The organism is Agaribacillus sp. DX54, assembly GCF_056858335.1.
In genome coordinates, this window is sequence record NZ_JBXEQE010000015.1 from 83,172 (window position 1) to 96,203 (window position 13,032).

Sequence of the window (13,032 nt, forward strand, 5' to 3'; positions counted from 1 at the left end):
TATATAAAGTATAAATCAGGCATTGAAACTATGACTCATCGGTATCAATTATGACGCATTGCCAGGGGTAATCCACTAAAAAAAGACTTTGATTTAGCGATCCTTTCATTTATCATTGTAGGCAGTCATTGCCAAGCATGGCCCGTTTCCATGAGCGATTTTTCAACGATAAAGAATGCGTTGCTCAAGAAAGTGCTCCGAAAGATCGAAGAAAATCTTTCGGATGAGCAATTCGGCGTTTCTGAGTTGGCGGAAGAAGTTAATATGAGCCGGTCCCATCTGCTTCGCAAGGTTAAAAACATCACTTCGCTTTCGGTGAGCCAGCTAATCCGCCAGGTACGTTTGCAAAAGGCAAGGGAATTGTTAAAGGATGACTCCCTGACCGTTTCCGAGGTATCATTTAAAGTGGGCTTCAACAGTACTTCCTATTTTATCAAGTGTTTTAAGGATCAATATGGCTTTCCGCCCAGAGAACTGGGAAGAATGGAAGAGGAGCAGGAAGAGGAAAATGTATCGGGCGATCAGAACTCCGGGAGATTACCGGTGGTGCCGGTTTGGTCGTTAATTTTAGCCGTTGTTCTGGCAATCGCCGTTTTTGTTTGGCTGCAGCCAAAATCAACACCGGAACCGCTTGAAAAATCCATTGCCGTCCTACCGTTCAAAAACGATAGTGACGATTCTTCCAATGTCTACATCATCAATGGGTTGATGGAAGCCATACTCAGCCATCTGCAGAAAATTGAAGACCTGAGAGTTGTCAGCAGAACCAGTGTGGAAAAATACCGGCATAATCCTAAAACCATCAGGGAGATGGCAAAGGAACTGGACGTGAACTACTTTGTAGAAGGCAGTGGTCAAAAGATAGGGGATCAGATTATGCTTACAGTCCAGTTGGTGGAAGCACCACGGGACAAACATATTTGGTCACGGCGTTATAACCGGCGGGTCGAGGATATCTTTCCATTGCAAACCGAAGTAGCAAAGAATATTGCCGGCCAGATAGCGGTAATCATTACCCCGGAAGAAGAAAAGCGCATTGACAAAATACCCACGGAAGATTTGGTAGCCTATGATCATTATCTGAAAGGACTTGAATACACACGTGAAGAAACCCGGGAAGGGCTCTATCAGGCCATAGAAAATTTTGAGAAAGCCATTGCACAGGATCCCGGCTTTGCGCATGCCTATGCTTACATGGCGATTTGTTACTACTACCTCGATATTTTTCAGGCCCACAAGCAATATGCCGGGCAAATCAACACCTATGCCGATAAGGCGTTGCTGTTAGATGCGGATCTGCCTGAAAGCATGTTGGCAAAAGCCTTATTTTACATGGAGGACGAACAGTATGAACTCGCTGTTAAATTTCTTGAGAAAGTGCTTGCCTATCGGCCCAATTCGGGCTGGGTAAGTAATTTTCTGGCAGATATCTATACCACTTATATGCCTGATACTGAAAAGTACCTGGAGCATGCGCTTCGGGCAAGCAGGTTGAATAGGGGTGGCCAGGACTCGGTAACCGCCAGCTACAGTTACCTCCATTTGAGCAATGCGCTGGTACAAACAGGTTTTTTAAAAGAGGCCGGGGAAAACATCAAAAAGTCGTTGGCCTACAATCCTGCGAATCTTTTTTCGGAATACGTATATGCCTATGTCCAGCTTGCGCAGGATAAAGACCTGAAGAAAACCAAACAGCTACTGCTCAGGGCTTTGGAAAAAGACACCACCCGTTTTGATATCATCCAGGAAGTTGCTAAGGTGTGCTATTACCTCCGTGACTTTAATGAGGCAATGAAGTACTATGACGATTTCATTAGGATCAAGAAAGCCGAAGATCTGGATGTATACCCGAGTGAAAATGCCAAAATTGCCTATGTTTTGGAGAAGGTTGGCCAGGTAGAGGCGTCAAAAAAATACTTTGCCGCCTACAAGGCGTATGCAGACAAAGATCACTCCATGTATCAGGGCCTAAGCCTGTCAACCTACTATACCCATCATGGTGACCTCGATCTGGCGATGAAGCATTTAAAGACCTTCTCCAGGCAGAAAAACTACCAATTCTGGGTACTGCTCTTTTTGCGGGACGAACCTTTATTGGAAAGACTCAAAGACCACCCTGAATTTGACACCGTGATGGCCAGGATCGATGAGACATTCTGGGCGCAGCACAAACAAACCAGGGCGATGCTTGAAGCGGAGGGGCTACTTTGAATTGGCGCGCGTGTCCGTTACACAACTTAAGAATGTGCTTGTATTTTTTTATAGGCGAAAACGTTGTGCAACAGCCGCGAACGCGCGCTATGGGGAATTATCTATTTTTAGAGGCTTGCACGGGTTCTTGCCAGTTCCTTAGTTTAAAACCAATTCTCTAACCGGATATGATCACCTTCAATGCCTTTTCCTTTTCCGCATTTTGAAAAGTTTCATACGCTTCCATAATCTGGTCCAGTTTAAAATGATGGGTAATGAGTTGCCTGGCATCCAGTTTACCCGACTGAACATTTTTGAACAACATAGGTGTGGTCTCCGTATCCACGAGGCGTGTGGTGATGGTCACGTTGTGGGCCCATAATGTTTCCAGGTGAAGGGTGGCGCTTTTTCCATGAACACCAATGTTGGCTATGTAACCTCCCGCAGTAGCCATGGCCGCACATAGTTCGAAGGTTCCGGGAATACCTACCGCTTCAATCGCAGTGTCAACCCCTCTGTTGTCGGTGAATTCCATCACCTTTTCCAGGGCCTTCCCATCCGAGTTATTAATGGTATGGGTGGCACCAAAAGTTTTGGCTACCTCGAGCCGGTTGTCATCGACGTCTATCATGATGATTTCTGCGGGAGCAAAAAACTGGGCCGTCAATAAGGTAGCCATTCCAATGGGGCCTGCACCGACAATGGCAATCGTATCTCCGGGCTTTACCTTTCCTTTTAAAACACCACACTCAAAACCGGTGGGTAAAATATCACTTAACATCACCAGCGCCTCTTCATCTGCACCGGCCGGAACAAGATACAGGCTGGTATCGGCATAAGGTATTCTTACATATTCGGCCTGAGTGCCGTCAATTAAATGCCCCAGTATCCAACCACCGTTTTCACAGTGTGAATACATGGCCTTTTTACAATATTCACACTTGCCACAAGAGGTAATGCAGGAGATCAATACGTGATCCCCTTTTTTAAAATGGCTAACTGCGCCCCCCACTTCCTCAATAACACCGACGCCTTCATGACCTATAATCCTTCCATCTTCCACCTCCGGTACATCGCCTTTCAATATGTGCAGATCTGTACCGCAAATTGTCGTTTTCAAAATTTTTACAACGGCATCCGTTGGTTCCTGAATAGTTGGTTTTGGTTTCTCTTCCCAGTTTTTTTTACCGGGACCATGATAAACTAGTGCTTTCATAGGGTTAATCGTTATTTAATGATCAAATGAAGGGCTGGTATCCTATCATGCCCGGTACAAACCTATGGGCAAAATCAAAACTTCGCTATGATATCGGTCAATCAGAATTCAGATAAATGTCATTACAACATTTTATGATGATCTACGGTCACCTGGTAAGAGAAAGGAATAGTCCGTATCAAAGAGCGTTTCGGATCGGGAAAATCGTTATGGCTAACAAAACAGCACCTAACAGCAACTAAAAGGAGTGAAAACTGTTGTTTCAGATAGTGAAGGAGATGATTATGCTAATGAAAAATCCGTAAAATGGATTTAGTGGAACCATCTCCTTATTCTTTTAAGAAGGGGAAACAGGATATACCGGTATAAACTTATGAAGCGCCAATCAGCCGCTGAATCAGAGGGCAAGCCTTCCCATGCGGAGGGTAACCTCTCAGATCGTGCCAAAGATACATATAACAAATGGAACAAACTTTTCGCCATCAAATCAGGCGATACATTTTGGGTCAAAACCGCAAAAATCAGCATCCGGATCATCATACTCCTCATATTAGTGGCGCTGAGTCCATTGATACTGGTGGGGCTTTTGTTCGCTTTATTAGCGGCCTTGTAAAGCAGATTAGCTGGCATTATAGTTGGGTTGTCCCACTTGTACTTTTCCTTGTGCATCAATACCTGCAGCACTGGCTGGGTTTACGGCTGGAACTGGCAGATGCCTATCTGGATCCCTTTTGTGCCGGAGCGCTTGCACTGACAGCCGTTTCCTTTGAGCGACGATTGTTTTTCGGACAGCAACGGTTGACAGTGGCAGACATAGTGGTGACCACAGGCTATATCATTTTTGTGTCCGAGGTACTTTTTCCTTATTTTTCAGATCGCTTCATAGCTGACTGGTTGGATGCCGTCGCCATAGTGATGGGTATGGGGTGGTTTTTACTTACACGGTATTTGAAATTGATTAGCTAAGGCCGGCCAGGAATTTAACATGGTTGTATTCCGGAGGGTTTTTGGTTATAATAGCCATGGTTGTGGACCGTTTATGATTTGAATAGTTTTACCCATGTTAGAAGACAACAGGAAAAATGCAGTGGCTTTTTGTGATCTGATGTTCAATCAAAATAAGCCTGAAGAAGCCATAGAAAAATATGCCGGGGAAGTGTATATCCAACACAATCCACATGTCAAGGATGGAAAGCAAAGATTTAATTTAAACATAAGCGCTACGTTGAAGAATAGTAAAAAATATACTACCGGTCAACCCCGGCAACGCAAGGTGGTTCAAGGACTTAATGGCTAATTTATCAGGCTGATTATTATCTCATTTCAATTTAATTTTTATTTCTTTGCGCAATGCTATTGTTTAAAGAAATAACCCTATTCTTATGGCTGTCAATAGTCGTCCATTATTCGCTTTATGGCCAAATGGCATTGAATTATAGCGGCCCCTACAAGGCAGGTAAATATGAGGGGATGGCGGAGTTTGGTTATAAGCTATTGGATGGCGATACTATTTTTGATGGCCGATTTCAAATGCAGCATGCTAATTTGAAAGACCTGCTATCCAAGCAGGATCTCTACTTTTATTTTGAAGGCGCTTTTCAGAATAATGTACCCGATGGTCCCTGGCGTTTTCAATTTGGAGAATTTACCATTGACGGTGCGGAAGTACTTGAGGTTATTGATTATTATTATAAGGTAAAAACCAATGGTATTTACCATGAGACCTCGGGTAATATCTTAGAAGGTACACCTCATGGGAGATGGACCCAAACCACACAGCATATCAGGGAATCCCAAGTTCAAGAGACGCTTTTCAAGAGTACAATTGATTTTGACAGGGGTGTTCCCCAAAAAAGTTTTAGCATTCAAAATGAGCGCATGACGCTTATGGGCAGGTTTCTGAGAGACGGTCTGGCCCATGATGTGTGGGAATTGTATTCCGCTGATGAGCCGGGTGTTATCGAAAGCTGGCATTTTTCGGAAGGGAGTCTCGACAAGATCTTAGTAAAGAAAAACGACTTTACAGTTACTTTGGAAGTCTATAACGACGGAATTGAGAATCCCCAAATAATTAACCTGGATGAGAGATACCTTGAAATCATCAAACTTAATCAACGGCTAACGGGAGATCACCGTGTTGAAATCAAAGGTAAGTTGAATAGTTTACTTGTTGAAAATGCGAAGCATTATCGAAAAATTGATGATCTTCTGTCTAAGTTGGGAAAGTCCCGGTTTATGCCGGAATTCAAAGTAAAAGTAAATTATAATTCATTGAATAATAATGAGTTAAATCAACTTGATTCAATAAAGGCTTATTATACTGAAAGTAAAAAAATCAGTGAAGCCTTGCTGAAAAGTACCCAGCTCAACATCCTCAAAATGTCGGATAATGAAGCCTTTTTTCTGCTCTCGGTAGTAGATGAGCTTTCCGGAAAGCATTTATCACTACTCGAAGAAGTAACTCAATTGTATGATCGGAATATCCTGTCTTTCGTGCCACGAGAGCATATCTCATCGATATTATGGCAGCATGATGCGATTTCAACTGAAATCGGTGTGACCTATGAATTTGTAGATAGCGTAATAACAAGATCATATAAAGGGCCGAACGCCGAAGCCTACCAGTTTGAAAAAGATGGTATAGAAGGTATTTACGAGCTTGCCAAATATGTAGCCGGTAGCATGGAGTCTATTCAAACCCAGTTAAATGAGAAATTGACCAATGAGCAGCGGCAGACGCAATTGATGATGCTAGAGGAAGGACTGATCGCAGAAATGACTGCTTTGAATGATTTGGTGGACTCACTGCGAGAAAAAATAACAGGTGAACCTCAAAGCACTTTAGTTGCCGTAAAGCGAGCCGCTACAAACGAACTCAGTGAATATTCCTCTATGAATGACCTGGCGAAAAAGCCTGACCGGGCACGATGGCTTACGAGCTGTTTCGATCAAATGCAGGATTTATCAGAAAAAATTTCGATGCTTCAGGTACAAATGGATGAAATCAAAGTGTTGTACACCGATCAGGTTTGGAATCCGTTCACCGCAACGGTGATGAACGAACAAGTGAAGAGACACATCACCGGTGCTTACCGGGAAATACTTGTCCCATACCTGTTCAATGAGTTAAACAACGCTCTTTCATGCAATAATACACCCCAGTTGATATCACTCCTGGAGAATACCCACAAAAGGATGTTGGCGCTGCGAGAAGAGGATACCGGCAAGCTTGAACGCAAACTAAAAAGGGAGGTTGACCCGTTGGCGATCATGCAATTATTTAACATTCAAACTGACAACAAAGTGGTTAAACCATGAAGCTGCGTAACAAGAAAAAAATCTTAGGGCTACTCTTGCTATCGGTGCTATTTCAATGCTACGCTATGGCACAACAACAACCCAGAGACTCTGAATACAAAGAGCCTGTGACGATTATGTGGGTAAATACCTATGGGAATATTCGAATTTCTGACCGGTTGTTTTGGATTGCCCAAACACACTTCAGGATGGCGGAAAAAGGTAACACCCCTTTTGCCGGGCAAGTAGCACAAATCTATAACCGGCATGCTATTAGCTATTTATTTTCCAAAAAGTTCAACGCTAGTCTGGGTGGGGTTTTACGTGTCAATTACAATACGAACAAGACCCCAACGCAAAGAAATACCGTTCCTGAATGGCGCATCTGGCATCAATATTTGTTTGCTATGCCGCTGACCAGAATGATGGTGTATCACCGCATTCGTATCGAGCATCGTTGGTCTCAGGGATTCCATGAAGATAGCGAGTACATTTTCAGAAATCGATGGCGATACATGTTAAAGTTTAAAATCCCCTTGAACAAACCAAAATTGGCTTCTAAGACATTTTATGTTTCGCCAGAAGCTGAGCTGATCATGCAAAGTGGAAAACCTGTGGTGGATAGTCCTTTTGAAGATTTGCGTTTACATACCTCCTTTGGTTACATTGTAAACCCCAGGATCACCCTGGCCTCCGGCATTATGTATTCCCAAGGCCAGGACCTCGCGGAGGGCAGCATCTACCGGCAAAATTGGACCTTGCGATTCCATTTGTATTTCTCTCCGGATTTAAGAAAAATAAAAAGTAAACTCCCATCTATTCACCAAAGTGATTAGAGATTACCATAAACTTATACTATAGATGCCCAGGACAAAAGCTACAATAATCTCCTATTCCTTACTGGCCGTGACGACCGTATTGGCTATTTACTTTATCTTTAAAATCCAACAGTCGAATGAGCAGCTAATACAGGCAGAGAAGAAAATCCGGACCATGGAAAATCCCAATTTCTTCCATCAACCCTTAGCATTAGAAGCCATTGATTCTTTACTGCTTACCGGTCAGTACGCTGAAGCCATAAGCGCTTACCAAAAGCAAGCCGAACAAGTGGAAAATGCGCAATTTTCCCGGGCACTTCAAATACGAATAAAACTGGCCCGCGAGTTGATGGATAAGGACAAGAAAATTGTAGATGGGAAAGACACTTCTTCGGCCACCATCGCTACCATCCCTCAACAAGATGTCACCCCGGAAGAGATACGGCAGTTTGACTCCCTCAGTTTTGCCCTTGACAAAGCCTATATGCGAATAAAATACCTCGAAAGTCAACTCGAAGAAAATGCGGACTATGCCTACCTCACGTTCAAAACCAGCAAGGGAATACAAGCCCACTACGTAGGCCAGGTAAAAAACGATATGGCCCGGGGGCAGGGGGTGGCCCTCCTTAGTACAGGAAGCCGCTACGAAGGAGAATGGAAAAATAACCTGCGCCATGGGCAAGGCACGTTTTACTGGCCGGATGGTCAATATTATAAAGGCCATTACAAAGATGACAGACGCCACGGATTAGGAACGTACCATTGGACAAACGGCGAAAAATTCATAGGCCATTGGGAAGATGACCAGCGTAATGGTGAAGGCACTTTTTACGGAGAAGAAGGTGAAATAGTAGCCAAAGGAACCTGGAAGGATGACGAATTGATACAGGTAGATGAGCAGTAACCCCAGCTTGGATACCCATTTGACAGGGTTGCTCCCAACATTATATAAGTTGTGAATTTATCAAGTTCAATAGTTGGAGTGTCTTCTGATTTGTAAACATTAAGCATGATTTTATAACCAAGGGTTCCTAAAACCCAACAGACTCCATACCATCTCATTTGCAATGCAAAAATCCTGATGAGGTGTATCAAGTGGCTCAATGGAAACCGATTTCTTATCTCCTTTTTTTAGTAAGAATCGTATTAAGACTTATCCGATAAATCCAGGTGCTGACTTCAGATTCTCTGCGAAATGTGGCGAATGATTTCCAAAGTCGAAGAATGATGTCTTGAAAAGCATCTTTTGGGTCTTCGCTATTCGCATAATAAACTTTACAGAGGCTTCTGATAGTGCCTTTATTATTGTTTATGATTTGAATAAAGTGACGCTTTTCCAATTTCATTTTAAGCTACTGCTTTTATTGTATTAGCAGCAAAATTTCAGGAATTGTCACAGACAGATGAAATTTTTTAGTGAGAAATGTTCGCTAACGGTTTGTGGGAAATGCGTAGTAACGGTTTGGCAGGTTAGGGCTATGCATTTTGATTGACAATCAATTACCGGGGCACCGATACTTTTCTTGCAGTCTGTTGCCAGATTTGATCTTTGGGTTTTTCTCGGTGGATATTTTTTTGCTTTTTCTTTTTTTTACGTCTTCCCAGCCAAATCAAAAAGCCTGTAACGGGCAATGAAGCACAAAATAAGGCTGTAAAACAAGCCAATAGCTTTGTGGGTAAGCCATAGATACTGCCTACATGTATCGCATAGTTGGAGTTTCTCCACTTTTCCCCCAGCAGTTTTTCCTCCTGCTTTTTTTGCCAATGTAATTGTCCTGTTGTTGGGTGGTAAGCGTACTGGTCAGACTCTTCCCAACCCGAAGTACCATCAAACAACACGTAAGCATTGATTTCACCTTTTCCTTCTTTTTTGGGAAGGCTAAGGTAGATACCAAGCCAATGAGGCCTGCGCTGCATGGCATCATATAAAGCGAGATCTACTGCCTGGCCTGTAGGCTTATCTGCCCATTCCAGTGGGCTGGGGCGACTGGCAAATACTTCTTTAGGGTCGTTACCCAATAGCCGGTAGATGCCGTCGGTCCACCAGTCAAATGTCCACACCAAGCCGGTGGTGGCAAGCAGCAGGATAACAAGATACGTATAAAATCCGCCCACATTATGAATGTCGTAATTGACACGCCGCCAGCGGGCCTTCCACTTGATCTTCAAACGTTGCTTGAGTACCTTCAGATTTTTAGGAAACCACAACACGAGGCCGGTGAATACCATGACAAAGATGATAAGCGTGGCAATACCCACAATCCAGGTACCGATACTGTAACGCAGCAGCAAATTTTGGTGAAGTCTGCGTGTAAGGTCGATCCAGTTGGTGAGCATATTTACCACGCCGGTGACTTGCCCTGTATAGGGATTGACATAAACGCGGTACCAATAATCGTGATCATCCCAATGGGTCCAGCCGCCAGCCGCTTTGCTGCGCTGGTAGGCGGTAAAAACATAAGCGCGGTTAGGATCATTATAGATTTCAGAGCTATAGATCTCCTTTCCGGGCAAAGCTTGCCTGGCCGCCGAAAAAAGTTCTGACACAGGCTGCAACTCCTTTTGCGCCTCTATAAACACATAATCTGCGTAATACCAGTCAGTCAGCTCCTCATCCCACACAAAAATTGCCGCCGCTGTCATACTTATTACCACTACCAGTCCGGCCGTAAAGCCAAGCCACAGGTGAATTTTTCCGGTCAGTTTTTTGAAGGTCATATCATTGTATTTGAATTCCTGAAAGGTGTAACCGATATTGAGTAAAAAATTCCTGGGATTTCCGGGAAAATTCCGCTGATAATTATAGCCTCCTGCGTAATATAATTTGTCAAAAACGTTTTCAAGATTGGCTGAAATACGAAATTTGTCTACAGTATAGGTTTAACCGGTACAAGAGGGTTTCTTCCTCATTGATCGGCCCGGTAAAATCAGCCTGGGCCCGATAGGTGTTCCAGGTACCGGTAGTAAAGCTGAGCGATTTACGATGCTCATCGAGCGGTTTTTTAGTCACCATGTTGATTGTCCCCCCAGGATTGGTATTGGCAAACACCGCTGAAGCAGGGCCTTTAATGACTTCAACCCGTTCAATATTGACGAGTAAAGGGCTGGTCCAGAAATTTGAATGGCTTCGCAGTCCGTTAACCAGGCGACTATTGCTAGAACTGGTGCTGAATCCGCGGATAGTACATTGATCCCGGTTAATGGTTCTCCTTTTTCATCAATTATTTTGCCTTGTATGGTAGCCGAGCCATGCTGTGCCTGGCTTTCATAACATAACAAGATTAGGCATGTAAATAGTACAATATTTTTCATGTTGGAATGCGTGGAATAAAAAGTTAGCTTTTATTTGGAATTACTTTAAAAGCTCAAATTTAATGACCAAACCAACATGGTGTCAACGCCTAGAACTAGTTAATTTTAGTCGCTAATGATAGTGATAGAGTAAGGGCGTAGGATAAGATTAGCGCATTGCTGAAAGTGCAGACCTGGTTATCGGGGGAAGGTTATTCCGGCGCCAAAAGACACTATAGGCAAACGTGCGCTAACCACTTGACCGGCACGTTGCCCATAGAAAGATTTTACGTTAAGGCAAGTTAGGGTTTGCTTTTCAAGATTTGTACTACCCAGGTATTCAGGGATTCGTCAGTTGATTTCTCGTCTTCCAGCATTTCACCTAAAGTCACCGCTAACGTTTTTTCTTCAATAGCCTCGGCGTAAACTGCACAACTTTTATAACCCGCAATATCATGATGGTTGATATGCTGAATTGATACCGCTATCCCTATATCTTTGATCATGGAGGTATCTGTATAATGCAGCAATTCATTGGCCTCGTTCACTAGGCCCAGCGTACCCTCACATTGCTCTCCATCAGGTTCTTCGCCAAGTTGTGCAAACACTTCGGCTAATTTTTTTTGATGATTTTTATTGGCATCAATGTCTTTGCTAATAATGTCTTTCAACTCAGGATGGCTTGCAGCCTCGGCCAATTTAGGATACATCGAAGCTTGCTGGCTAGCAGCGCTATAGCGGTCTCTCAACTGCTCCAGAAGCAGGTCACGTAAATTATTGATTTTCATTTTATTGATTTTATCTATTTAGAATAAATTTAAATTAATGAAAATGCATAGTTCCGCCAATGACATTTATCACCTTTGGACATGATCTTATTGCCGGTTTTAAACAAAATCGCTAAGGTTCTGGATATTGATGTGAGGGATTGGCTAAATCCTGAAATATAATACTTATTGGACAGCACTGTAACACATTTTATCTATTTCCCTTTGCAAAAGGAGGTGTCCAACGCTTAGTTTTCATAATAGCTTTCACTTCTTCATATGATAATGGATAAAAATTATGACAATCAACGCCAATATCAAATGATAAAGAATTTGGGTCGTCAGGTAAAGTTCCGTGAGCATGTCCATAGAGATGATATGTTCCCCAATGAGAAGCATTCCATTCTCTCATTGCATAATGGAACAATACGATTAACTGTTCGCCACGTTCAAATTCATCATCTTTAACGACTAATTCATAGTAGTCTTTTATCCATTCAAATCTTGTATGACACGCCTGGGCAGATTTCTCGTGATTACCATTAATCAGATAAATTTTCCCATTTAGCCTTTCAAGAATTTTTCTCAATTTTCCTGAAGAAGAAAGGCCAACATCTCCTAAATGATAAACTTCATCTTCCGGTTTAACTTTTTCGTTCCATTTCCGGATTAAAATTTCGTCCATTTCATCAACATCTTTAAAAGGACGACGCGAAAATTCGATGATATTTTTATGTCCAAAGTGATGGTCTGAAGTAAAATATATTTTACTCATTTTATTATCTTTTTCATTTTAATCATTTGATTAGCTCCTGTTAAAAGTAATTAATCAGCTTTAATTGAGAATTTCAAGACTATGGGACTGTTTCTGAAAAAATTACCGGTTATTGCACATCCTATTTAGCTAGCAAAACTGGTGAAACAACGCATTTTATTTATTGATTTGCCATGGGTAAATCAAGGATGATAGTAATAGCTGATTCAAGGAAGATATGAAAAATTCATTAACAGTTTTAGACTATTAGCAAAAAAATTATTACCGTAATTATTGAAAATCAGTAGTTTAGAATTTGCTTTGTAAACGGGAAAACAATAGTAAGGTCAGCCGGAAAAGCTGACCCTGCATCTCTTTTTAAACTCACCAGTAACTCACGCGACATTTTTAGGTGCCCAATGTGAACAGAGCATTCCGGGTGCTGCTTTTTGTGGGTTTGCGCAATTGTCGGTCTCGTATCTGATACAGGTAAGACAATTGCGATCATCCTGTAGGGAAGCTTTCATGTCAAAGGCATCGCACGTATAGCTGTGGCTGACTTCACTACTGGTAGCTATCCAAATTTAACCAAGCATAGCGATTGAATGAAAACTCGCTGCGACCTACTTTTACATTGTTTGTAATCATTCTAAACAATTATTCAACATTTTTAATAAGCTCCGGTGTTTAGCAGGAAAT

At 42.5% G+C, this 13,032-nt stretch carries 12 protein-coding genes and 1 pseudogene; 6 read left to right on the forward strand and 7 right to left on the reverse strand.

Going from position 1 to position 13,032, the window contains the following annotated elements:
• The first annotated feature begins 150 nt into the window (after positions 1-150).
• Positions 151-2,211, forward strand: coding sequence for a helix-turn-helix domain-containing protein (locus AC04NP_RS16700; RefSeq protein ID WP_482860969.1), 2,061 nt, complete (start codon positions 151-153; stop codon positions 2,209-2,211).
• Between the two features lie 157 nt (positions 2,212-2,368).
• Here AC04NP_RS16700 and AC04NP_RS16705 read toward each other — a convergent pair whose 3' ends face one another.
• Positions 2,369-3,406 carry a zinc-dependent alcohol dehydrogenase family protein gene (locus AC04NP_RS16705; protein ID WP_482860970.1) on the reverse strand — a complete coding sequence of 346 codons (1,038 nt, stop codon included), beginning with the start codon at positions 3,404-3,406 and terminating at the stop codon, positions 2,369-2,371.
• A 462-nt stretch (positions 3,407-3,868) separates the two neighbouring features.
• Between AC04NP_RS16705 and AC04NP_RS16710 the strand changes: the two genes are divergently transcribed.
• From AC04NP_RS16710 to AC04NP_RS16730, 5 genes are all read left to right on the forward strand, one after another.
• Positions 3,869-4,372: a hypothetical protein gene (locus tag AC04NP_RS16710; RefSeq protein WP_482860971.1), complete on the forward strand. Its 504-nt coding sequence runs from the start codon at positions 3,869-3,871 to the stop codon at positions 4,370-4,372.
• A gap of 94 nt (positions 4,373-4,466) precedes the next feature.
• Complete coding sequence (locus AC04NP_RS16715) at positions 4,467-4,703, forward strand: hypothetical protein (RefSeq protein WP_482860972.1); 237 nt, start codon at positions 4,467-4,469, stop codon at positions 4,701-4,703.
• Between the two features lie 125 nt (positions 4,704-4,828).
• Positions 4,829-6,724 (forward strand): hypothetical protein, encoded by a 1,896-nt coding sequence (locus AC04NP_RS16720; protein ID WP_482860973.1) that lies wholly within the window; start codon positions 4,829-4,831, stop codon positions 6,722-6,724.
• The gene (locus AC04NP_RS16725; protein WP_482860974.1) at positions 6,721-7,539 is read left to right on the forward strand and encodes a DUF2490 domain-containing protein; all 819 of its coding nucleotides are present in this window, start codon (positions 6,721-6,723) and stop codon (positions 7,537-7,539) included. The genes AC04NP_RS16720 and AC04NP_RS16725 overlap by 4 nt, the downstream gene beginning before the upstream one ends.
• Positions 7,540-7,564: 25 nt before the next feature.
• Positions 7,565-8,425, forward strand: a complete 861-nt coding sequence (locus tag AC04NP_RS16730; RefSeq protein WP_482860975.1) for an MORN repeat-containing protein — start codon at positions 7,565-7,567, stop codon at positions 8,423-8,425.
• Positions 8,426-8,639: 214 nt separating this feature from the next.
• On the opposite strand, the gene AC04NP_RS16735 is transcribed toward AC04NP_RS16730, so the two are convergent.
• From AC04NP_RS16735 to AC04NP_RS16760, 6 genes and pseudogenes are all read right to left on the reverse strand, one after another.
• Positions 8,640-8,867 carry an RNA polymerase sigma factor gene (locus tag AC04NP_RS16735; protein WP_482860976.1) on the reverse strand — a complete coding sequence of 76 codons (228 nt, stop codon included), beginning with the start codon at positions 8,865-8,867 and terminating at the stop codon, positions 8,640-8,642.
• Positions 8,868-9,021: 154 nt separating this feature from the next.
• Positions 9,022-10,239, reverse strand: a complete 1,218-nt coding sequence (locus tag AC04NP_RS16740) for a PepSY-associated TM helix domain-containing protein (RefSeq protein WP_482860978.1) — start codon at positions 10,237-10,239, stop codon at positions 9,022-9,024.
• Between the two features lie 121 nt (positions 10,240-10,360).
• Positions 10,361-10,534, reverse strand: a complete 174-nt coding sequence (locus tag AC04NP_RS16745) for a hypothetical protein (protein ID WP_482860979.1) — start codon at positions 10,532-10,534, stop codon at positions 10,361-10,363.
• 18 nt (positions 10,535-10,552) lie between these two features.
• Positions 10,553-10,723, reverse strand: a pseudogene (locus tag AC04NP_RS16750) (TonB-dependent receptor plug domain-containing protein); the annotation flags it as partial.
• Between the two features lie 391 nt (positions 10,724-11,114).
• Positions 11,115-11,600: a YciE/YciF ferroxidase family protein gene (locus tag AC04NP_RS16755; RefSeq protein ID WP_482860980.1), complete on the reverse strand. Its 486-nt coding sequence runs from the start codon at positions 11,598-11,600 to the stop codon at positions 11,115-11,117.
• A gap of 190 nt (positions 11,601-11,790) precedes the next feature.
• Positions 11,791-12,354: a hypothetical protein gene (locus AC04NP_RS16760; protein ID WP_482860981.1), complete on the reverse strand. Its 564-nt coding sequence runs from the start codon at positions 12,352-12,354 to the stop codon at positions 11,791-11,793.
• Positions 12,355-13,032 lie beyond the last annotated feature (678 nt).

What these genes read in the sequence shown, in the direction of transcription:
- AC04NP_RS16700 (WP_482860969.1), top strand. Translation starts at nt 151, where the DNA reads ATGAGCGATTTTTCAACGATAAAGAATGCGTTGCTCAAGAAAGTGCTC.
- AC04NP_RS16705 (WP_482860970.1), bottom strand. Translation starts at nt 3,406, where the DNA reads ATGAAAGCACTAGTTTATCATGGTCCCGGTAAAAAAAACTGGGAAGAG.
- AC04NP_RS16710 (WP_482860971.1), top strand. Translation starts at nt 3,869, where the DNA reads ATGGAACAAACTTTTCGCCATCAAATCAGGCGATACATTTTGGGTCAA.
- AC04NP_RS16715 (WP_482860972.1), top strand. Translation starts at nt 4,467, where the DNA reads ATGTTAGAAGACAACAGGAAAAATGCAGTGGCTTTTTGTGATCTGATG.
- AC04NP_RS16720 (WP_482860973.1), top strand. Translation starts at nt 4,829, where the DNA reads ATGGCATTGAATTATAGCGGCCCCTACAAGGCAGGTAAATATGAGGGG.
- AC04NP_RS16725 (WP_482860974.1), top strand. Translation starts at nt 6,721, where the DNA reads ATGAAGCTGCGTAACAAGAAAAAAATCTTAGGGCTACTCTTGCTATCG.
- AC04NP_RS16730 (WP_482860975.1), top strand. Translation starts at nt 7,565, where the DNA reads ATGCCCAGGACAAAAGCTACAATAATCTCCTATTCCTTACTGGCCGTG.
- AC04NP_RS16735 (WP_482860976.1), bottom strand. Translation starts at nt 8,867, where the DNA reads ATGAAATTGGAAAAGCGTCACTTTATTCAAATCATAAACAATAATAAA.
- AC04NP_RS16740 (WP_482860978.1), bottom strand. Translation starts at nt 10,239, where the DNA reads ATGACCTTCAAAAAACTGACCGGAAAAATTCACCTGTGGCTTGGCTTT.
- AC04NP_RS16745 (WP_482860979.1), bottom strand. Translation starts at nt 10,534, where the DNA reads ATGGTGACTAAAAAACCGCTCGATGAGCATCGTAAATCGCTCAGCTTT.
- AC04NP_RS16755 (WP_482860980.1), bottom strand. Translation starts at nt 11,600, where the DNA reads ATGAAAATCAATAATTTACGTGACCTGCTTCTGGAGCAGTTGAGAGAC.
- AC04NP_RS16760 (WP_482860981.1), bottom strand. Translation starts at nt 12,354, where the DNA reads ATGAGTAAAATATATTTTACTTCAGACCATCACTTTGGACATAAAAAT.